Raw genomic sequence first — 19,115 nt, 5'->3', positions numbered from 1 at the left:
TCGTCAATATATATTTTGAGGGAGGTTTGCAAAGTGAAAATTTTGGTGTTGAACTGCGGTAGTTCTTCGTTGAAGTATCAGTTGTTCGATATGCCTCAGGAGACGGTGGCGGCAAAGGGCCTGGTCGAAAGGATCGGCATCGAGGGTTCCAGGATCAAGCATACCAGGACGGGCTCAAGCACGATATCCAAGGATGCGGATATTCCCAACCACAAGGTCGCCCTTAAATATGTCGTCGATCTGCTCTTGGACGGCGACGAGGGAGTCATAGCAAGCTTGAACGAGCTCGCTGCGGCCGGCCACCGCGTGGTCCACGGCGGAGAAAAATTTGCCTCCTCGGTGCTTGTTGACGACGATGTGATTGAGGCAATCGAAGAATGCGTTCCCCTTGCACCTCTGCATAACCCTGCCAACCTCACGGGAATAAGGGCAATGAAGGAACTTTTGCCGGACTTGCCTCAAGTCGCCGTGTTTGATACGGCCTTTCACCAGACTATGCCTCCAAAGGCCTACATGTACGGCCTCCCTTACAGGTATTATACGACCTACAAGGGTCGCAGGTACGGATTTCACGGCACCAGTCACTACTACGTGGCCAACAGGGCCGCACAGCTGATGGGTAAGCCCGTCGAGGGCTTGAAGATAGTGACATGCCACCTGGGAAACGGCAGCTCCATAACTGCCGTCGATGGCGGAGTATCGGTAGATACATCTTTAGGGTTTGGCACCGTCCCAGGCGTCATAATGGGCACTAGAAGCGGTGATGTGGATCCCACGCTTGTGCTTCACATCATGGAGCAGGAAAATCTGAGCGCGGCCAATATGAGCCACATCCTCCATAAGGAAAGCGGCTTTTTGGGCTTAAGCGGAATAAGCAGCGACCTTCGCGACATAGAGGAAGCCATGGAGAAGGGCAACGAAAGGGCAACCTTGGTCGTCGAGATGCTGGCTTACGGAATTGCAAAGTTCATCGGGGCCTATGCGGCGGCGATGAGGGGGCTGGACTGCATCGTCTTTACGGCAGGCATCGGAGAAAACAGCCCGCTCATAAGGGAGAAGGTATGCGACTACCTCGAGTTTCTCGGGGTGCTTTGCGATAAGGACAAAAATGGTGCCATGATACGAGGCAAGGAAGGGGAGATCAGCGGCGGGGCTTCAAGGGTGAAGGTCCTTGTGATTCCTACCAACGAGGAATTGGTCATCGCCAGGGATACTTACAGGTTGGTTCAGGAAAAATAATCGTGTATAATCGTTAAGTTCCAGTGGGGGGCAAAGAGTTTGGATCGTGAGTTCGATTTGCATTATTTGTTAGACCTCGATGAGGTCAAAAAGGGGGAAGTTTATAGCGCTTCCGCCTCTTTTGACAGGCCTGAGGGGGTAGTCAATTACTGGGGGCAGGATTATTTGTTAAGGTTTCCGCTAGACCTTGGATTGGATGCCCATTGGGATAGCGGTGACCTTACTGTCGATATGCAAATTTCCTTTAGGGCGGAAGTGGCTTGCGCCAGGTGCTTGAAGCCGGTCTTGCTGGAGATCTTCGAGCGGTACAGCTACATCTACACGCTGAGACCGCAGAACTTGGAGCCGGATCACGAGCTGTCCAAAGAGGAAATGTCAATGGTTCATATGGACTTTTGGCCTACCCATCTTGACTTGGCACCCCAACTGTGGGAAAGTATAATCTTGTCTTTACCGTCCATCGTTCTGTGTTCGCCCGATTGTCGAGGTCTGTGCCCCCATTGCGGTAAGGATCTGAACGAAGGGCCTTGTAAATGTAATTCAGCCGAGGTAGATCCTCGCCTGGAAGTCTTGAAAAAAGCGCTAGGTGCGCCAAGCGATTTGGAAAGGAGGAAGGAAAGCCATGGCCGTTCCAAAAAGAAGGGTCTCTCACGCTAAGACGGCTCGAAGACATGCCCAGTGGATTAAGAGCTTGAAAGGACCGGAGCTCACGGTGTGCCCTCACTGCTCAGAGGTCGTGATGACCTACAGGGCATGCCCGGAGTGCGGATATTATAGGGGGCGCGTGGTGGGCAAGCTAGGCAAGGAAGAGGAAAAGTAGATACAATTTGCCAAAAAAGACAGGGAAAGAGGTTTCGGCTCCCTGTCTTTAATTTTATAGACCGTCTTGACTGTCCCAAGGGGGGAGCATATACTTTTTCAATGATACCTGTTATTAAGACCAGCTGACAAAATTCGGAGGTTATTGGCGTGCCAGCTTCGACCAACAGAGAACGTCGACATCAAAGGATCCTGAAATTGCTCAGGGAAAATCCACTGCTTACCGATGACGCCCTGGCTAAGGCGCTAGGGGTGTCCTTGAGCACCATCAGGCTGGATAGGGCGCTTCTTGGGATACCGGAATTGCGGGAGAGAATGAGGAGGATGGCCGAAGAGGCGACAAGCCGATTGCGCTCCCTCAGGTATGAAGAGGTCGTTGGAGAGCTTCTTGAATTGCAACCCAACCAATGGGCTTTATCCGTGCTTCAAACTACCGGCGATATGGCATTTCGTCACTCGAATCTCGTAGCCGATCATCACATCTATGCCCAGGCGACCTCCCTTGCCATTGCCGTCATAGAAGCTGATTATGTCATCACTGCCTCAGCGCATATCAGGTATAAAATTCCCGCACACGTGGGCGACATGTTAGTGGCGAGGGCTAAGGTCGGTACGCATAAGCAGAACAAGTACATTGTGAGTGTCCGGACGAAAGTGGAGGGCAAAGAGATTTTCGTGGGCAGATTTATAGTCGTTGCCCTTGAAAGTTTCCCCTAAAAGAGAGTAAAAAGGAAAGGCAGTGCGGAGAGTTCGATTGATAGGGGTGGATGACATTGATCTTAGCTTTGGATGCCATGGGAGGAGATCACGCTCCCACTGAGATTTGTCTGGGAGCTATCTCGGCTTGCTCCAAGTATCCCGACTTAGAGGTTGTCTTAGTTGGGGACGGCAGCCAGATAGAAAGGGTCATAAAGGACGCGGAGCCCTTCGTCTCCAAGAGGATTCATGTAGTGCATACCGATGAATACATAGCCATGGACGAGTCTCCCACGGTTGCCTTCAGGAAGAAAAAGAGGGCAAGCATAAGGCTTGCCATGGAGATGGTAAAGGCCGGCGATGCACAGGGGTGCATATCGGCAGGAAATACCGGAGCTATCGTTGCAGGGGGCGTCTTGATCTTGGGAAGGATTCCTGGAATTGACAGGCCGGGTTTGGGAGTGCCCATTCCTCTTCCCAACAAGATCACGCTCCTCATAGATGTGGGAGCGACAATTAGATGCAAACCGATAAATTTATATCAGTTCGCTATAATGGGCGAGATTTACATGCGAAATACCTTAGGCGTTAAATCTCCGACCGTGGCGTTGCTCTCAAACGGCGAGGAAGAGATCAAGGGCGATGAGGTCGTATGTGAGGCGAGGAACATGCTCGCCAAGGCGAACGTAGAATTCATAGGTTACGTCGAGGGGAAAGACATACCCTTAGGAGTTGCCGATGTGGTGGTCTGCGACGGGTTCACCGGAAATGTTTTGCTAAAATTCGTGGAGGGCGTCGGGGAAGCCCTTTATCGGCTTTTAAGGGAAGAGATGGATCAGAGGATACTGCCAAAGGTGGGGTTCCTGTTTTTGATCCCCATGCTTAAAGAGCTTTGGAACAGGTTTGACTACGAGAAGTATGGAGGTACGCCCCTCCTCGGCGTGGAAGGGGTAGTCATAAAGGCTCACGGCAGGTCCAAGGCAAGGGCCATAGACAGCGCTCTGAAGGTAGCCAGGGATTTTGTGATGAATCGCGGCGTCGAACTGATCAGAAATGGTTTGGATCGAGGAGGGATGTAATGTGGGCATCTTTAAGGGAAGGCCCGTGTCCATTCTGGGCTCTGGCATGTACGTTCCCGATCGTATTTTGACCAACGATGATTTAGAAAAGATTGTAGATACCAACGACGAGTGGATCCGCACGCGCACCGGCATAGCGGAAAGAAGGGTCGCCGCTGATGATCAGGTAACAAGCGACCTGGCATACCTTGCAGCCGTCGAGGCTTTAAAGGCCTCTAATGTGAGCCCCGAAGAACTGGATATGGTGATCGTGGCCACCAATACGCCCGATACCATATTTCCCGCGGTGGCTGCCAAGGTGCAGGGGAGGTTGTCGGCCAACAACGCCGGAGCCAGCGACATACAGTCCGGCTGTACGAGCAGCGTATATGCCCTATCCTTTGCGGCTGCGGGCATTGCTTCGTGCATCTGGGATAAGGTGTTGGTCATCGGTGCCGAGGTCTTGACCAGGCTGCTCAACTGGGAGGACAGGACTACCTGCGTGCTCTTCGGCGACGGCGCAGGAGCTGTCGTATTGGGAGTTAGCCCTGACGGCAAAAATAGGGTGTTGTCCACCTCCCTTAAGAGCGACGGCACGAAAAGCGACCTCATAATCTTGCCTGGGGGGCTTGTGGAGTGTCCCGCCTCGGTGGAGATGATCGAAAAAAAGCTTCATACGATCCATATGAAGGGCAATGAGGTCTTTAAGTTCGTAAATAAGGTGCTTCCCTCTTTTCTGGAGGAGTTTTGCAGGGAATCAGGGTTATCCCTAGGTGACGTAAATTGGTGGGTGTTTCACCAGGCAAACTACAGGATCATAGAAAGCGTGCTAAAAAGGCTTGACATCTCCATGGACAAGGCGATAGTTAACATAGATAAATACGGAAATACTTCCGCAGCGACCGTGTTTTTGGCCTTTCACGAGGCGCTGGTTGACGGAAGGATTAAGAAGGGCGACAAGGTCATATTCGTCAGCTTCGGATCGGGAATGACCTATGGAGCTACGCTTGTAGAGGTATGAGGTGGGCAGTCATGTGGAAGAGGACAAGAATTCAGGATTTACTTAACGTGGAGTATCCCATAATTCAAGGCGGCATGGCATGGGTGGCCAATGCCGATCTGGCTGCGGCCGTCAGCAACGGAGGGGGATTGGGCGTCATTGCGGCGGGCAGCATGCCCCCCGATCTTCTTGACGCCGAAATAAAAAGGCTCAAGCAAATGACCGATAAGCCCTTTGCCGTGAACATCATGCTCATGTCCCCAACGGCGGAAGACGCCATCGAGGTGGTAGCCGAAAATCGCGTTCCCGTCGTGACAACGGGCGCAGGAAGTCCCGGAAAGGTCATCGAAAGGCTCAAGCCCTTGGGCACCATAATCATCCCCGTCATTGCCTCGGTGGCGCATGCCAAGAGGGTCGAAAGGCAGGGTGCCGATGCGGTTGTTGCCGAGGGCACGGAGGCGGGCGGACATATAGGCGAGCTCACCACCATGGTTTTGGTCCCGCAAGTCGTCGATGCCGTAAGCATACCCGTCGTTGCCGCCGGAGGCATAGCCGACGGAAGGGGTGTCGTGGCGGCATTCGCCCTGGGAGCCGAGGGAGTCCAGGTTGGAACGCGCTTCGTGTGTGCCGCGGAAAGCCCTGCCCACGAGGCCTACAAGCGAGCCATCATAGAGGCCACGGACAGATCTACGGTGGTGACGGGAAGATCGACGGGCCATCCCGTAAGATGTATAAGGAACAAGTTGACAAAGAAGTTTGAGGAGTTGGAAAGCAGTGGGGCTTCCATTGAGGAGCTGGAGGCCCTGGGGACGGGAAGGCTTAGGGCAGCCGTCATCGACGGAGATGTGGAGTGGGGTTCCGTAATGGCCGGCCAGTCGGCAGGACTGGTAAAGAAAGTTCAGCCTGCCGCCGAGATAATAAGGGAGCTTTTTGACGATGCCGAAAGGGTCCTTAGAAAGCTGGGGTCCCATTTGACCGACCAGAACTGCGAAAAGAGGTGAAAGCTCTTGTCTTATGCGTTCGTCTTCCCCGGTCAGGGGGTTCAGGAAGTAGGCATGGGTAGGGACTTTTACGACAAGTTCACCGTCTCTAGGGAGATGTTCCTGCGAGCAGATGAGGCGTTAGGCTTCCCCCTCAGCAGGTTGATATTCGAGGGGCCCGAGGAGGAACTGACGAAGACGGAATACGCTCAGCCTGCCATACTTACCGTCTCCATAGCAGCCTTTGAGGCCTTGAGGACTAAGTCCAACGATCTTCATCCGTCTTTCGTGGCAGGCCACAGCTTGGGCGAGTATACGGCGCTTGTGGCCGCGGGGGCGTTAAAGCTTGAGGATGGCGTCAAGCTGGTCAATATCCGAGGTAAGCTTATGCAGCAGGCCGTGCCCTTGGGCGTTGGAGCCATGGCGGCCATCATTGGCCTTGACAAGGAAACCGTTGAGGCTCTATGTCGCTTGGTCTCTGACAACGATTGCCTCTGCGAGCCGGCCAACTACAATTCTCTCCAGCAGATAGTTGTGTCCGGCCACCTTAGGGCAGTTGAGCGCGTTATAGAGTTGGCAAAAGAAAGGGGAGCTAAAAGGGCAGTAATGCTTAAGGTAAGCGCACCCTTTCATTCTTCCCTGATGCGACCAGTCGCAGAGGGGTTGGCCAAGGCCTTTGAGATGTGCGAGTGGCGAAGGCCAAAGTGGCCCGTGGTCGCCAACGTTAACGCTAAACCCTTGGAAGAGGTGAAGGAGATACAGGAGGCCTTGCTCCTCCAGAGCTACAATCCCGTGCTCTGGTCTCAGTCGGTCGAGTTCATGAGAGGCGCTGGCGTCGATGCTTTCCTCGAGATAGGTCCCGGAAGCGTGCTCGCGGGGTTGATCAAAAAGACGGTCAAGGATGCAAAGGTGTTTTCCCTTGATTCTCCCGATAAATTGGACGGGGCCCTTGATTTTATAGGGGGTGCTCAAGTAGAATGACTTCGGCTTGCAAGGTGGTCTTAATAACTGGTGCCAGCAGAGGTATAGGTAGGGCCATTGCAGTAAAGATGGGAAGCCTGGGTTATACAGTGGCCTTGAATTGCAGGTCCTCGGCCAAACAGGCCGAAGAGGTCGCATCCGAGATAAGAGCTTGCGGTTCGAGGACTGAGGTCTTTGTGGCCGACGTCACCGATGTGACAAGCGTCAAGGACATGTTTGACGCCGTGCGTGATAGGCTTGGTCCCGTTTCGGTGTTGGTCAATAATGCCGGTGTCGTCAAAGACAACCTGCTGATGAGGATGAAGGATGAGGAATGGGAAGAAGTGCTTAAGGCCGATCTGACTTCCGCCTTTTACTGCACGCGGGAGGCGATTCGCGACATGGCAAAGGCGAGATGGGGCAGGATAATATGCATGAGCTCCGTTGTCGGCCTGATGGGAAATGCGGGACAGGCTAACTATGCCGCCGCGAAGGCAGGCCTCATAGGCTTTGCCAAGAGCGTTGCAAGGGAATACGGCACCAGAAACGTAACTGTCAACGTCGTCGCGCCGGGTTTCATCGAGACGGACATGACCAGAGCGCTTGGCGACAAGTACAAAGAGGACTTCCTGCGGCAGGTCCCCCTGGGACGGGCCGGGAGGCCCGAGGACGTCGCAAACCTTGTGGCCTTTTTGGCTTCCGAGGAGGCTGGCTACATCACCGGTCAGGTGATAGCTGTAGACGGCGGAATGATAATGCAGTAACTTTTTGGAAGGAGGTGAACTTATAATGCGAGTCGAAGAAATCGAAAGCAAATTAAAGCAGATAGTGATGGACAGACTGGACGTCGATGAGGATCAGATTACGCCTGAAGCCTCGTTCGTCGAGGACCTGGGTGCCGATTCGCTCGACATAGTAGAGCTGATCATGGGCATCGAAGAGGAGTTCGATATCGAAATCCCCGACGAAGACGCCGAAAAGCTTACGACTGTCGGAGGAGCGCTGGAGTACATTAAGTCCAAACTTGGCGTGGAAGACTAAAAGGAAAGGCTCTTGCGGGTTTTCCTGCAAGGGCCCTTACTCCACTAAATCGAAGGAGTGAACAGCTTGAGAAGAGTGGTGATAACAGGGATTGGCGTCGTTAGCCCCATCGGGAATGGCAAGGAGGAGTATTGGAAGGCCTTAGAGGAAGGGAAAAACGGGGTAGGGCCTATTACGCTTTTCGATGTATCGGAATATCCGGTGAGGATTGCCGCCGAAGTAAAGGACTTCGATCCCGGACAGTGGATGGACAGAAAGGAAGTCAGAAAGACCGACAGGGTCATTCACTTTGCCGTGGCGGCGTCCGATATGGCCATCGAGGACGGCGCCTTGGATCTGAATGGCGAAGACCCCACGAGGGTAGGGGTATATCTGGGCAGCGGCGAGGGCGGAATAGGCACGAGCTTCCAAAACATCAAGACGTTGCTGGAGAAGGGACCGAATAAGATAAGCCCCTTTTTCATTCCCATGATGATAAGCAACATGCCTGCGGCTTATGTTGCCATTAGACATAATGCTAAGGGCCCAAGCCTGTGTGCTGTCACCGCCTGTGCGACTGCGACCCATACCATAGGAGAAGCGATATATTCCATAAGGCGAGGAGAGGCCGACGTGATCCTGGCAGGTGGTGCCGAGGCTGCGATCACCCCGATTGGCGTAGCCGGCTTTGCCGCCATGAAGGCACTCTCTTCGAGGAACGACGATCCCGAACATGCCTCACGTCCCTTCGACGCAGATCGCGATGGCTTTGTGTTGGGCGAGGGGGCAGGAGTTCTCATCCTGGAAGAATTGGAACATGCCAAAAGGAGAAACGCCAAGATATATGCAGAGCTCGTGGGCTATGGCAATACTACCGATGCTTACCATATAACGGCGCCGGATCCGGAGGGGGTTGGTGCCGTGAGGGCCATGAGCATGGCGGTCTCAATGGCCGGTTGGGATCTGGCCGATGTGGAGCTTATCAATGCCCACGGGACGTCGACGCCCCTCAACGACGCCATGGAAGCCAAAGCGATCAGGGCGCTCTTTGGGCAACACACCGATAACATATTGGTCCATTCGACCAAATCCATGATCGGACACGGCTTAGGAGCGGCAGGTGTTTTGGAATTGATAGCCCTACTTTTGGCCTTCGAAAGAGGGGTTATACATCCCACCATCAACCTCGAGAGGCAAGACGAGGAATGTCCCATAAATGTGGTGGGCAGAGAGCCCGTCTACAGAAAGATCAGTCGTGCTCTCTCAAATAACTTTGGCTTTGGAGGACATAACGCGGTATTGGCCATACAGCGTTATGAGGGCTAGGGCAAAGGAAACAGGGCCAATTAGTCTAAGATTGGGCAAATTAGGGGAAGCGTAGCTGTCTTAAAAGAGAGGACAGAACTTCAGGCTTCCCCTTTTTTCCGATGTTTTATTTTATGCAACCGGTTGCATAATAGCCGAACCTTTGCTATACTCTTTCAAAACCTGAACGCCTGTGGGGAGACGAATGCCATGAGGTTGAGAGAAAGCTTAGAAAGAAAGTTGAATAAAAGAAACATCGTAGGGATTGATAAGGGCTTCCTTGAGGATAACCTCTTGGAAGCCCCTTTTTTAAAGGAGGTGTAAGGAGAATGAGGTTGAAGGCTGTGGTTATGGACGATAAGGAAATGGACCTAACGATCAGGAGGATGGCTCACGAGATACTGGAAAAGTTGGGCGGTGCCCAGGATGCCGTGCTCGTGGGCATCCAAAGAAGGGGTGTGTATCTATCGCACAGGATCAGGGACGTCATTAAGTCGTCCGGTTACGGGGAAATGGGCTGCGGAGAACTGGACATAACTTTTTATAGGGATGATCTTTCGATGATGGCAGACCATCCCATGGTGCACAGCACATCCATTCCATTCGACATCACGGGAAAGGACGTTGTCTTGGTCGATGACGTGCTCTTCACGGGCAGGACGGTGAGGGCAGCCTTGGATGCCCTCATGGATATGGGCAGGCCAAGAAGGGTGTTGCTTGCCGTATTGGTTGACCGTGGACACAGAGAGCTACCCATACATCCCGATGTGGTTGGAAGAGTGGTCCCGACGTCGAGGGATGAACTTGTCGAGGTATACGTCAGAGAACTCGATGGCCGTGACGGAATTTCGATCGTGGCCAAGGAATAGGAGGGGAGTTTTATGGCGTGGAAGCATAGACATCTGGTCGATGTGGATGTCTTCAGCGAGGAAGATCTGTATACCGTACTTGAGGAAGCCGTCCGCATGGAGGAGGTCATGAAAAGGCCGCTGAAAAAAGTGCCGGCCCTCAGAGGGAAGGTAGTTGCCAACATGTTCTTCGAGCCGTCGACGAGGACGAGGACTTCCTTTGAGCTGGCGGAGAAGTTCTTGAGCGCCGACGTCATAAATTGGTCGTCATCCGGATCGAGCACGGCAAAGGGAGAATCCTTAGAGGATACGGCTAAAACTATCGAGGCCATGGGCGTCGATGCCGTTGTGGTGAGAAACAAACAAGTGGGCACTCCCGAATATCTCATCAAAAAGCTCAACGGGGCCTGCGTGATGAACGCCGGTGACGGCGCCAGGGCGCACCCAACCCAGGCGTTGCTCGACCTTTATACGGCCTGGAGGCATTTCGGCAGCTTAAGAGGGCGCAAGATGGCCATCGTCGGCGATATCCTTCACAGTCGCGTGGCGCGAAGCGATATATATGCCTTCTCAAAGGTGGGGGTGCAGGTGGTCGTATCCGGTCCGCGGTCGCTAGTGCCCCTTCACGTGTTTGACCTTGCCGAGTACGAACCTGACGTGAGAAAGGCAGTAAAGGGAGCCGACATGGTTTACGCCTTGAGGATTCAGCGCGAAAGACAGGAAGAGGGATTGTTTCCGAGCATCGACGAATACCACAACCAGTGGGGAATAAACGAAGAGGTGCTCTCTCATGCGAGCAAAGAAGCTGTAGTTATGCATCCCGGACCGATGAACAGGGGCGTGGAGATCGACAGCTTCGTGGCCGACGGAGACAGATGTCTGGTGCTTGATCAGGTCAAAAGCGGCGTGGCCGTCAGGATGGCCTTGTTATTTCTTTACTTGGCTGGAGGTGGCGATAGATGATCTGGTTGCGCAACGCTATGTTGTACGATGGAAAGACCTTGAGGGACGGCAGTTGGGACATTTGCATTGAAGGCAGTAGAATAGCCAAGGTTATCCCCTGTGAAGCGGAAAAAACGGCCTTAAAAAACGAGGGTGCAAGTTGCCTCGATCGCGATCTTAGGGGTTGTCTGGTATGTCCGGGATTCGTTGACATTCATGCTCATTTCAGGGATCCCGGACAGACATGGCGGGAAGACATAGAAAGCGGTTCTAAAGCAGCAGCTGTCGGCGGATTTACGCACGTGGTCGCCATGCCCAATACCGATCCGCCCGTAGATGATCCTTCGGGCGTTCGTTACGTAGCGGAAAAGGGAAGGCAGGCAGGGGGTGCCGTTGTGCTTCCGGCAGGCGCCGTGACCGTTGGAAGGCAGGGCAGGACAATCACCGAGATGATCGGCATGGCCAAGGAAGGGGCGGTGCTTTTTACGGATGATGGCTCCCCCGTGCTTTCGAGTAAAGCCATGCGCATAGCGCTTCTTTATCTAAAAGACCTAAACATACCCCTCATGGAGCATCCGGAAGAGGTAAGCCTGTCGGAGGGCGGCCAGATGAATGAAGGAAGGATAAGTGCCCTTTGCGGGCTAAAGGGCATCCCAAGGAGCTCTGAGATCATAGGCGTAGATAGGGCGATCGCACTCTGCAAGGAGACAAAGGGACGCCTTCACCTGACTCATGTCAGCACCAAAGAGGCGCTCGAGTCGATAAGAAAAGCCAAGGCAGAGGGGCTGAATTTGACCTGCGATGTAACGCCTCACCATCTCGTATTCGACGACGAGATGATAGTAAAGTCCGGATATTCTCCGGCCTTCAAGGTAAATCCTCCACTTAGGACCAAAGATGACGTCGAAGCCCTTTGGGAGGGTCTAAAAGACGGCACCGTGGACGCCATAGCCACCGATCATGCCCCTTATCATGTCGATGAAAAGGACTTGACCTTCGAGGAGGCCAAATTCGGCATTGCCTCGCTTGAGTGCGCCGTGGCCGTCGTGCTTGACGAGTGGGACAAGAGGGGAAAGCCCTTTGATTTAAGCAGGCTCCTTGGACTTTTTACGGCCGGTCCAGGTGGGGTAATTGGAATGGATAGGACGATAAAGGTCGGCGGCAAAGCCGACATCACGGTGATTGACCTAAATAGGGAACAAAAAGTTGACGTAAGAAGATGGAAGAGCAAGGCCAGGATCTCGCCTTACGACAGTTTGACGCTAAAGGGTTGGCCGGTGATGACCGTGGTTGCCGGAGAGATACGCCATGCGCTGTGATGATGGACTTGAACGATCCGGCATTTTAAGCGAAAAGGTTCGACTTGCAAAGGAGGTTTATTTGCTTCGCTTTGAGGTCGAGGGCTTTGTGTCCTCAATAATGCCGGGACAGTTTTTCATGATAGGACCCTGTCGGTGGAAAAGAGATCCCTTGTTACTGCGTCCATTTGCCGTGGCGGACAAAAAGGGCTATACTCTGGAGTTTTTGGTCAAGGTCGCAGGTTTTGGGACAAATGACATCGTCCGATGCGAGATTGGCTCTCCCTTTCGCCTGCGCGGTCCCCTGGGCAGGGGCGTCTTTAAGCCCCTGGGTAAAAGCGTGGCACTTGTAGCCGGGGGTATCGGCGTTGCCCCCTTGGTCTTTGCGCGTAAATATTATCCCAAAGTAGTTAGCAAGTTCGTCCTCGGCGTGCCCAACGGAGATTGGGCAGACGTGGCATCCTGGGTTAAATCTGAGTGTCCCGAAGTGGTAATAGCCTGCGATGACGGGACGATCGGCGAAAGAGGCACGGCCGCAGACGTGCTTTTAAATGGCAAATGGCCCATAGAAGAGGTGTGGGCCTGCGGGCCCGTGGCCATGTTTAAGGCTATTTATGCAGGACTCAATGGCAGAGTGCGCATCTTAGGGTCCTTTGAGTCGAGGATGGGATGTGGAATCGGGGGGTGTCACTCCTGCAGCATACCTACTAAGAACGGCATGACCGAGGTTTGTAGTCGCGGTCCCGTCTTAGACGTGGCGGAGGTTTGTCTAGATGAGCTTATCTGAGGCGAGCAAGGCGTTACAACCTGATATGAGCGTCTCCATAGGGGGCCTTGATTTGTCGTCCTTTCTCATAATTGCATCGGGCGTATGGCCCCACGATGTGACCTTTTGGAGGAAACCCTATACGGAAGGCGTTGGGGCCATTTGCAGCAAGGGCTTAACGCGATATCCAAAGGCGGGTAACAGGGGAGTCAGGATATGGGAAACGCCTTCAGGGTTGCTCAACAGCATAGGGCTTCAAAATGAGGGCCTGCAGGCATTCATTGAAAAGGACTTGCCGGAGATATCGTCCTCCGAAATCCCCGTGGTGGTCAACTTGGCCATCGAGACGCTAGAAGAGGCAAAAGAAGGCCTAATTATGTTAAGGTCGGTTGCCAATCGCATCGCAGCGGTTGAGCTTAACGTATCATGTCCCAACGTGGACTTTGGAGGAATGTCGTGGGGCTCAAGCGAGGAAGGCGTTTCTAAGGTACTTGAAGCCTTAAGGCCCATCTGGGAGGGAATGTTGTGGGTGAAGCTCACCCCGCAGGCCAAAGACTTGGTAGGCGTTGCAATGGTTGCCCAACGAAGGGGAGCTGATGCTGTGGTCGTATCCAACACGTGGCTTGGCATGGCCATGGATGTGGACAGAAAGAGGCCGGTTTTTGACCGTATCACGGCAGGCCTTTCGGGGCCTGCTGTTTTTCCTTTGGCGCTTAAAAGCGTTTACGATGTCGCAGGAGCCGTTTCCGTACCTGTAATAGGCTGTGGCGGCATCTCCTGCGGGAAAGACGCTTTGGCGATGCTTCTTGCAGGAGCTACGGCGGTAGAGGTTGGAAGTATGCTGCTTCATGATCTCCGTTGCATGAAAAACGTTTATCATGAAGCCAGGGAAAAACTGACGGAATGGGGCATGTCTTCTGTCAGGGATATTGTTGGAAAGGGAAGGAGAGGGGAAATTTGAGCGAAATCGTATTGGCATTGGATACCGAGGATTTGGCTTCCGCCGATAGGATGCTAGAATTATTGGGTTCAAAGCTGAAGTTTGTCAAGATCGGTCCCAGGCTGTTTTATCTGGGCGGAAGGAATTTTGTGATGTCGCTAAAAAACAGATGGAACGTATTGTTGGACGTCAAATTGCACGATATACCGAATACTGTGGGAGGAGCAGTTTCCGCCCTCGCCGAGATGGGAATATTTGGATTGACATTGCACGTGGCAGGCGGAGAGAAGATGCTGCGCGAGGCAGTAAAGAGGCGCGACGAAGTAAACCCTGATATGAAGATATTTGGCGTAACTGTCTTAACCAGCATCGACGAGTCGGAATGGGGCGCCTTGGCGCCGGGCTCGACGCTTGAAGAGGCCATAAAGGCCAGGACCAGGCTAGCCGAAAGGTCCGGCATAGATGGGGTCGTATGTTCGCCCAAGGATTTGACGACGGTAAAAGAGGTGTCAGGCAAGCTGCTGACATTAGTTCCAGGAGTCAGGCCGAAGGGTGCATCCCTTGACGATCAGGCCAGGATCATGACGCCCGCTGAGGCTAAAAAAAGAGGGGCGGATTTTATAGTCCTGGGAAGGCCGATACTTGCCGCCCCCGACCCCCTTGAGGCTTTAACCGGTATAATGAATGAGGTCGGTTAACATGGACGAGATGGACATAAGGGGAAAACTTATGGAGATGCTTACAGACAGCGGAGCGTTGCTTGAGGGCCATTTCTTGCTCACCTCGGGGCTTCATAGCGGCCATTACTTGCAGTGTGCCCTGCTTTTGCGCTTTCCTTGGTATGCATCCTTTGCGGGCGAAGAGCTTGCCAAGCTGATAAAGCCCCTCGGCCCAGAGATAATAGCAAGCCCCGCGCTGGGCGGAATAATAATAGGTCACGAGGTTGCGAGGGCGTTGGGCGTGCCCTTCATATTTTGCGAAAGAGAAGACGGCCGGATGAAGCTCCGTCGTTTCCCGACACCCGAGGGCATGAAGTTTGCCGTCATAGAAGACGTGGTTACCACTGGCGGCTCAGTGGCAGAGGTTGGCGAATTGCTGAAGTCCATGGGAGGAATATGGGTGGCCTCGGGATGCATCGTCGACAGGAGCGGACAGAATGGCTTTGCCAAACTGCCTGGGGAGCTTCTTAGCCTCGCGAAAATGTCCTTTCCCGTTTACAGGCCTGACGAATGTCCCCTTTGCGGGCGAGGACTTCCCTTGGTTAAGCCAGGCAGCAGAAAGCGCTAGTCCAATTAAAGGCCTATCGGGTGGGAGATCGTAGCGTGAACGCAAAAGAAGGACAAGTTAGAACTAGAATCGAAAAGGTTTTGATGAAAGCTGCCGGCGTAGCTTTGGCGTCTTTGTTCTTCATCGCGCTGGTCTTTCCTCGACCTGCTTCAGCCTTGCCCGAGGGTAAGAAAGTTGCCATAATCGTGGCCATGCCCCCTGAGGTGGCATTGCTTGTCGGGTTCATCGGGGGACAGATGGTGGACGTGCGTTCCAGATTTGATTGGGCGTCCGATGGAACGCTTGTAGTCCGCAGCGGAAGTTTCCCTAAAAATGCCGTCATCATCGCCTTAACTCCGAAAGAGATGGGCATCCCTAAGGGCGGGTACAAGGTAAAGTATCTCTATGAATTTTTGCCCTGCGAAAGGGATGAGTTCGACAAGTACTTCTTCGATCCGGCATCCTTGTCGTTCATGGCAAGTCGTGTTTTGGCCATCTTGGCCGAGATGGACCCCTCCATGTACGACTATTTTCAAAGGCGGTTGGCTGAATTTCAAAGCAGGCTGGACAGCGTGGTCAGCGTCGGCAGGGAGATACTGCAGGGCGTGCCCATTCTTGACCTGACGGGCCGTGCTCAGCTTTTGTTGAAAGCCTCAGGCGCCACAATTACCAGGCCTGGACCTGAGTTATTTGAAATGTGGAAAAGGGGCGACGGCGAAGCGGAGTTAACACAACTCATTCAGGGGGCAAAACTCCGTAACTGCCTTGTGGTTGCAGACGTTTGGTCGCCTAGGACGGTCAGGGAAAAGACGTTAAACGTCTCATGCGGGGTGTTGCTGCCGGCACCAAAGGTCGAAAATATGTGGATATCCTACTTGCATGACCTCTATCTGACGATCTGGAACCGATTTAAGGCCCTTGGGCAACCTAAAGATGCCCAAGGGGCCTTTCATTCTATCTCGATCTTCCCGCAGCCTTGCACGGCCTCACCTATGATGCTGCTTTCTTCGAATCCTGCATCTTTGATCAATTTTAGCGCCTCATTTGCTACGGAAGGATCGACGGCCAAAAGCAGTCCGCCGGATGTCTGGGGATCGAACAATACATCCCGCATATCTTCGTCGAGCGACTCCAAGTTTGCTGCCTTGCCCGCCTCGGTGTAGTAAGCCTTATTGCGGTAAGCTCCTGCAGGGACCAAGCCCATGGAGACCTTCTGCAATACGCCTTTAAGCAGGGGTATTTCTTTTGCGTATAACTTTATGTTGATGTCTTCACCGAGCATGTCCGCCAGATGTCCGATCAGCCCAAAACCCGTGACATCCGTGCAGGCATGAACTTTGCACCGTATCTCTTTGGGCAAACGCAAGGGAAGGTCGTTAAGCTGCGTCATCACTGATATCAGGTTGTTCGCCTCATCATCCTCAAGCATATCGGCCTTTAGGGCCGTTACCAGCACTCCGCTTCCAAGAGGTTTGGTAAGTATTAGTTGATCCCCAGGTCTAGCTCCCCTTGTGTACCATATTTCCGTGAGGGACACTTCGCCGTATACGACCAGGCCGAATTTGGGTTCTTCGTCCTCTACGGTGTGTCCCCCTGCCACAATGGCTCCTGCCCTTGTCGTCCTTTCCATGCCTCCCTCCAGAATGGAAGAGAGCATCTCCAAGGGGAGACAATTGATGGGAAATCCAACGACATTTAGGGCAAGCAAAGGCCTTCCCCCCATGGCAAAGACGTCACTTAGGGAGTTTGCCGCGGCGATCTGTCCCCAGACGTAGGGGTCGTCTACGACGGGGGTGATGATGTCAACCGTAAGAACAGCGGCACGTTCGTCGGACAAGACCCACAGGGCAGCATCCTCTCCGCCCCTCCATGAGGAAAGCAACCTGGGGTGATCCTGCGGCGTAAACCTATCGAGCAGTTTATTGAGGTCCGCCGGACCCAATTTGGCTGCTCAACCGCTCGTCCTGGCCAATTCGGTCAATCGCAATTACGTCACCCCCTTTTTCTTACATGTATGACATCGCCCGTAGCTATCGAATGCAACGTGCCTGACGCTAAGACCTGCAGTGCCCCTTCTTGGGTTATATCTATGGCTTGCCCTGTAATGGACCCTTCATCCAAGATAATGGTTACAGTAGAGCCCAGAGTCGTGCAGTGCCTTTTGTAACTGTCCAATATCTCTTCCTGTCCTTCTTTAGTCTCAAGTTGCGCAATCCTAAAAAGGAGCCTTTCGGCGGAGAGGGACAGCAAACCTTCGAGATCCACCTCGTTTCCGATTATCTCCTTCAGGCAGACGGCGATGTCCTTCAACTCATGCGGAATCTCGGCATTTACGTTTACGCCCACGCCAATTATTACGCGATGAACGTCTGTGCCGCAGCTTGCGGCCTCGCTTAATATACCACAAAGCTTTTTGTCTCGATATAGGATATCGTTTGGCCATTTCAGGTCGCAGGATATATCGGCAATCTCCTTTAAGGCTTCCCTCATTGCCAGCCCGGAGGCGAGGCTTGCAAGTTGGGGAAAACGAACTTCCAGGTTTTCGTAAAAGAGGGAAAAATATAGTCCGCCCCGCGGGGAATGCCAGACCCTCTCCCTTCTTCCCCTGCCCTTTAGCTGTTCCTTGGCCCACACGACGTAGGTGTCATGTTTATATCTGTCGTAAAGCACCTTGGCCATGCGTTGCGTCGATTCTACGCAATTGAACTCATACAAGGGAATGTATCCTCTATCCGTCTTTAATTTTTTCATTATAAATGACATTGTTCGCCATGCTCCCGCTCGTCTAAGTTCGTGTCGATGTTATAATAAATTTTACCCCAGGTATGAAGAATGCATTAATTTGGGAGGAATGTCAATGGAACTTAAGCCTATTTCAACTGTCTTGGAGGAACTGCGCTCGTCCATAAATGAGCTGCGGGGAAGCCTTTGACGTAGATTCGATAAAAAAGCAGGCAGAGACCTTGCTGGAGAGGGCGTCATTGCCTGATTTTTGGGCCTCTTCTGATGCTCAAGGCGTAACACAAAAACTATCTTACCTGCAGGACAAGCTTGACCAGTGGCAAAAGATGGAGAGTGCATATGAAGAGCTGGTCATCTTAGCGGAGCTCATCGGAGAGAGCGACGATGAAGAGCTTTTGGCTGAATTTTACGAAAAGGCATCCCGTCTTCAAAGGGAAATAGAATCCGTAGAGATGGAGCTCTTGCTTGACGAGGAATATGATAAGTCTAACGCGATCCTGACGGTACATGCGGGTGCAGGCGGTCTGGACGCCCAAGACTGGGCGGAGATGTTGTTTAGGATGTACTTGCGCTGGGCGGAAAGGCACGGTTACGAGACGCAGGTCATAGATGCCTTGCCCGATCAGGAGGCCGGAATAAAGTACGCCACCGTGCTTATAAGGGGTTTCTGCTCATACGGTTACCTTAAGGCCGAAAAGGGCATACACAGATTGGTGAGGATATCCCCCTTCGATTCGTCCAAAAGGAGGCATACCAGTTTTGCCTCTGTGGAGGTAATGCCGGAGTTGCCCGACGACGTGGACATAGAGATCAGGCCGGAGGACATAAAGATGGAGACCTTTAGGGCAAGCGGCGCTGGGGGACAGTACGTCAACATGACCGACTCAGCTGTGAGGCTCATACATGTCCCTACGGGCATAGTGGTCACTTGTCAGAACGAGAGATCGCAGCACATGAACAGGCAGATGGCCCTGCGACTTCTCAAGGCCAGGCTCTACGAAAGGTATCAGCAGGAGAAGCAAAAGAAGCTTGAAGATCTTCACGGAGAGAAGAAGGAGATAGGTTGGGGCAGCCAAATTAGATCGTATGTATTGCATCCTTACACCATGGTCAAAGATCATCGTACCGGCTATACGTCCTACAATGTCGATTCGGTCTTGGATGGCGATATTGACGACTTCATATTTGCCTACCTGAGGATGCGCAAAAACCTAATAAAGGCCAAGGGGGCTTGAA

Annotated in this window: 21 protein-coding genes; 19 read left to right on the top strand and 2 right to left on the bottom strand. The window is 52.9% G+C overall.

The window, feature by feature from the left end; all coding sequences use genetic code 11:
- Nucleotides 1–33 precede the first annotated feature (33 nt).
- From BUQ78_RS02445 to pyrE, 18 genes are all read left to right on the top strand, one after another.
- The gene (locus tag BUQ78_RS02445; RefSeq protein WP_074199160.1) at nucleotides 34–1,239 is read left to right on the top strand and encodes an acetate/propionate family kinase; all 1,206 of its coding nucleotides are present in this window, start codon (nucleotides 34–36) and stop codon (nucleotides 1,237–1,239) included.
- A 39-nt stretch (nucleotides 1,240–1,278) separates the two neighbouring features.
- A complete protein-coding gene (locus BUQ78_RS02440; protein ID WP_074199159.1) occupies nucleotides 1,279–1,896 on the top strand; it encodes a YceD family protein in 618 nt (205 codons plus the stop codon).
- Entirely contained in the window at nucleotides 1,862–2,059 is a 198-nt protein-coding gene (gene rpmF / locus BUQ78_RS02435) for a 50S ribosomal protein L32 (RefSeq protein WP_014806499.1), read from the top strand. The genes BUQ78_RS02440 and rpmF overlap by 35 nt, the downstream gene beginning before the upstream one ends.
- A gap of 149 nt (nucleotides 2,060–2,208) precedes the next feature.
- Nucleotides 2,209–2,775, top strand: a complete 567-nt coding sequence (fapR, locus tag BUQ78_RS02430) for a transcription factor FapR (RefSeq protein ID WP_014806500.1) — start codon at nucleotides 2,209–2,211, stop codon at nucleotides 2,773–2,775.
- A 56-nt stretch (nucleotides 2,776–2,831) separates the two neighbouring features.
- Entirely contained in the window at nucleotides 2,832–3,833 is a 1,002-nt protein-coding gene (gene plsX / locus BUQ78_RS02425) for a phosphate acyltransferase PlsX (protein ID WP_014806501.1), read from the top strand.
- A 1-nt stretch (nucleotide 3,834) separates the two neighbouring features.
- Nucleotides 3,835–4,833: a beta-ketoacyl-ACP synthase III gene (locus BUQ78_RS02420; protein WP_014806502.1), complete on the top strand. Its 999-nt coding sequence runs from the start codon at nucleotides 3,835–3,837 to the stop codon at nucleotides 4,831–4,833.
- Between the two features lie 11 nt (nucleotides 4,834–4,844).
- Nucleotides 4,845–5,813 (top strand): enoyl-[acyl-carrier-protein] reductase FabK, encoded by a 969-nt coding sequence (fabK, locus tag BUQ78_RS02415; RefSeq protein ID WP_014806503.1) that lies wholly within the window; start codon nucleotides 4,845–4,847, stop codon nucleotides 5,811–5,813.
- Between the two features lie 6 nt (nucleotides 5,814–5,819).
- Nucleotides 5,820–6,773: an ACP S-malonyltransferase gene (gene fabD, locus BUQ78_RS02410; RefSeq protein WP_074199158.1), complete on the top strand. Its 954-nt coding sequence runs from the start codon at nucleotides 5,820–5,822 to the stop codon at nucleotides 6,771–6,773.
- Complete coding sequence (fabG, locus tag BUQ78_RS02405; RefSeq protein ID WP_074199157.1) at nucleotides 6,770–7,516, top strand: 3-oxoacyl-[acyl-carrier-protein] reductase; 747 nt, start codon at nucleotides 6,770–6,772, stop codon at nucleotides 7,514–7,516. Before fabD ends, fabG begins: the two co-directional genes overlap by 4 nt.
- A gap of 25 nt (nucleotides 7,517–7,541) precedes the next feature.
- Nucleotides 7,542–7,793, top strand: a complete 252-nt coding sequence (gene acpP / locus BUQ78_RS02400; RefSeq protein ID WP_074199156.1) for an acyl carrier protein — start codon at nucleotides 7,542–7,544, stop codon at nucleotides 7,791–7,793.
- A gap of 66 nt (nucleotides 7,794–7,859) precedes the next feature.
- Nucleotides 7,860–9,098: a beta-ketoacyl-ACP synthase II gene (gene fabF / locus BUQ78_RS02395; protein ID WP_074199155.1), complete on the top strand. Its 1,239-nt coding sequence runs from the start codon at nucleotides 7,860–7,862 to the stop codon at nucleotides 9,096–9,098.
- A 308-nt stretch (nucleotides 9,099–9,406) separates the two neighbouring features.
- On the top strand, nucleotides 9,407–9,946 hold the full coding sequence (gene pyrR / locus BUQ78_RS02390; protein ID WP_014806509.1) for a bifunctional pyr operon transcriptional regulator/uracil phosphoribosyltransferase PyrR: 540 nt from the start codon (nucleotides 9,407–9,409) through the stop codon (nucleotides 9,944–9,946).
- A gap of 12 nt (nucleotides 9,947–9,958) precedes the next feature.
- Nucleotides 9,959–10,888, top strand: a complete 930-nt coding sequence (locus BUQ78_RS02385) for an aspartate carbamoyltransferase catalytic subunit (RefSeq protein WP_074199154.1) — start codon at nucleotides 9,959–9,961, stop codon at nucleotides 10,886–10,888.
- Nucleotides 10,885–12,186 carry a dihydroorotase gene (locus tag BUQ78_RS02380; protein ID WP_074199153.1) on the top strand — a complete coding sequence of 434 codons (1,302 nt, stop codon included), beginning with the start codon at nucleotides 10,885–10,887 and terminating at the stop codon, nucleotides 12,184–12,186. Before BUQ78_RS02385 ends, BUQ78_RS02380 begins: the two co-directional genes overlap by 4 nt.
- Nucleotides 12,176–12,952: an iron-sulfur cluster-binding protein gene (locus BUQ78_RS02375; protein WP_074199152.1), complete on the top strand. Its 777-nt coding sequence runs from the start codon at nucleotides 12,176–12,178 to the stop codon at nucleotides 12,950–12,952. Before BUQ78_RS02380 ends, BUQ78_RS02375 begins: the two co-directional genes overlap by 11 nt.
- Nucleotides 12,939–13,892, top strand: coding sequence for a dihydroorotate dehydrogenase (locus tag BUQ78_RS02370; protein ID WP_074199151.1), 954 nt, complete (start codon nucleotides 12,939–12,941; stop codon nucleotides 13,890–13,892). Before BUQ78_RS02375 ends, BUQ78_RS02370 begins: the two co-directional genes overlap by 14 nt.
- Nucleotides 13,889–14,569, top strand: coding sequence for an orotidine-5'-phosphate decarboxylase (gene pyrF, locus BUQ78_RS02365; RefSeq protein WP_074199150.1), 681 nt, complete (start codon nucleotides 13,889–13,891; stop codon nucleotides 14,567–14,569). The genes BUQ78_RS02370 and pyrF overlap by 4 nt, the downstream gene beginning before the upstream one ends.
- A 1-nt stretch (nucleotide 14,570) precedes the next feature.
- Complete coding sequence (pyrE, locus tag BUQ78_RS02360) at nucleotides 14,571–15,158, top strand: orotate phosphoribosyltransferase (protein ID WP_074199149.1); 588 nt, start codon at nucleotides 14,571–14,573, stop codon at nucleotides 15,156–15,158.
- A 928-nt stretch (nucleotides 15,159–16,086) separates the two neighbouring features.
- Here the strand turns inward: pyrE and selD are convergent.
- Together selD and BUQ78_RS02350 are read right to left on the bottom strand one after the other, a co-directional pair.
- A complete protein-coding gene (gene selD / locus BUQ78_RS02355) occupies nucleotides 16,087–17,124 on the bottom strand; it encodes a selenide, water dikinase SelD (protein WP_143228314.1) in 1,038 nt (345 codons plus the stop codon).
- Nucleotides 17,125–17,129: 5 nt separating this feature from the next.
- Entirely contained in the window at nucleotides 17,130–17,900 is a 771-nt protein-coding gene (locus BUQ78_RS02350) for a biotin--[acetyl-CoA-carboxylase] ligase (protein ID WP_074199147.1), read from the bottom strand.
- A gap of 94 nt (nucleotides 17,901–17,994) precedes the next feature.
- Here BUQ78_RS02350 and prfB point away from each other — a divergent pair.
- A protein-coding gene (gene prfB / locus BUQ78_RS02345; protein ID WP_143228312.1) for a peptide chain release factor 2 occupies nucleotides 17,995–19,114 on the top strand; the annotation gives its coding sequence in 2 pieces (ribosomal slippage) (nucleotides 17,995–18,057 and nucleotides 18,059–19,114; 1,119 coding nt in all).
- The last annotated feature ends 1 nt before the right edge of the window (nucleotide 19,115 follow it).

The sequence above is a fragment of the Acetomicrobium flavidum genome, from assembly GCF_900129645.1.
Lineage (GTDB): Bacteria > Synergistota > Synergistia > Synergistales > Acetomicrobiaceae > Acetomicrobium > Acetomicrobium flavidum.
This window is presented reverse-complemented; position numbering and strand designations above follow the sequence as displayed.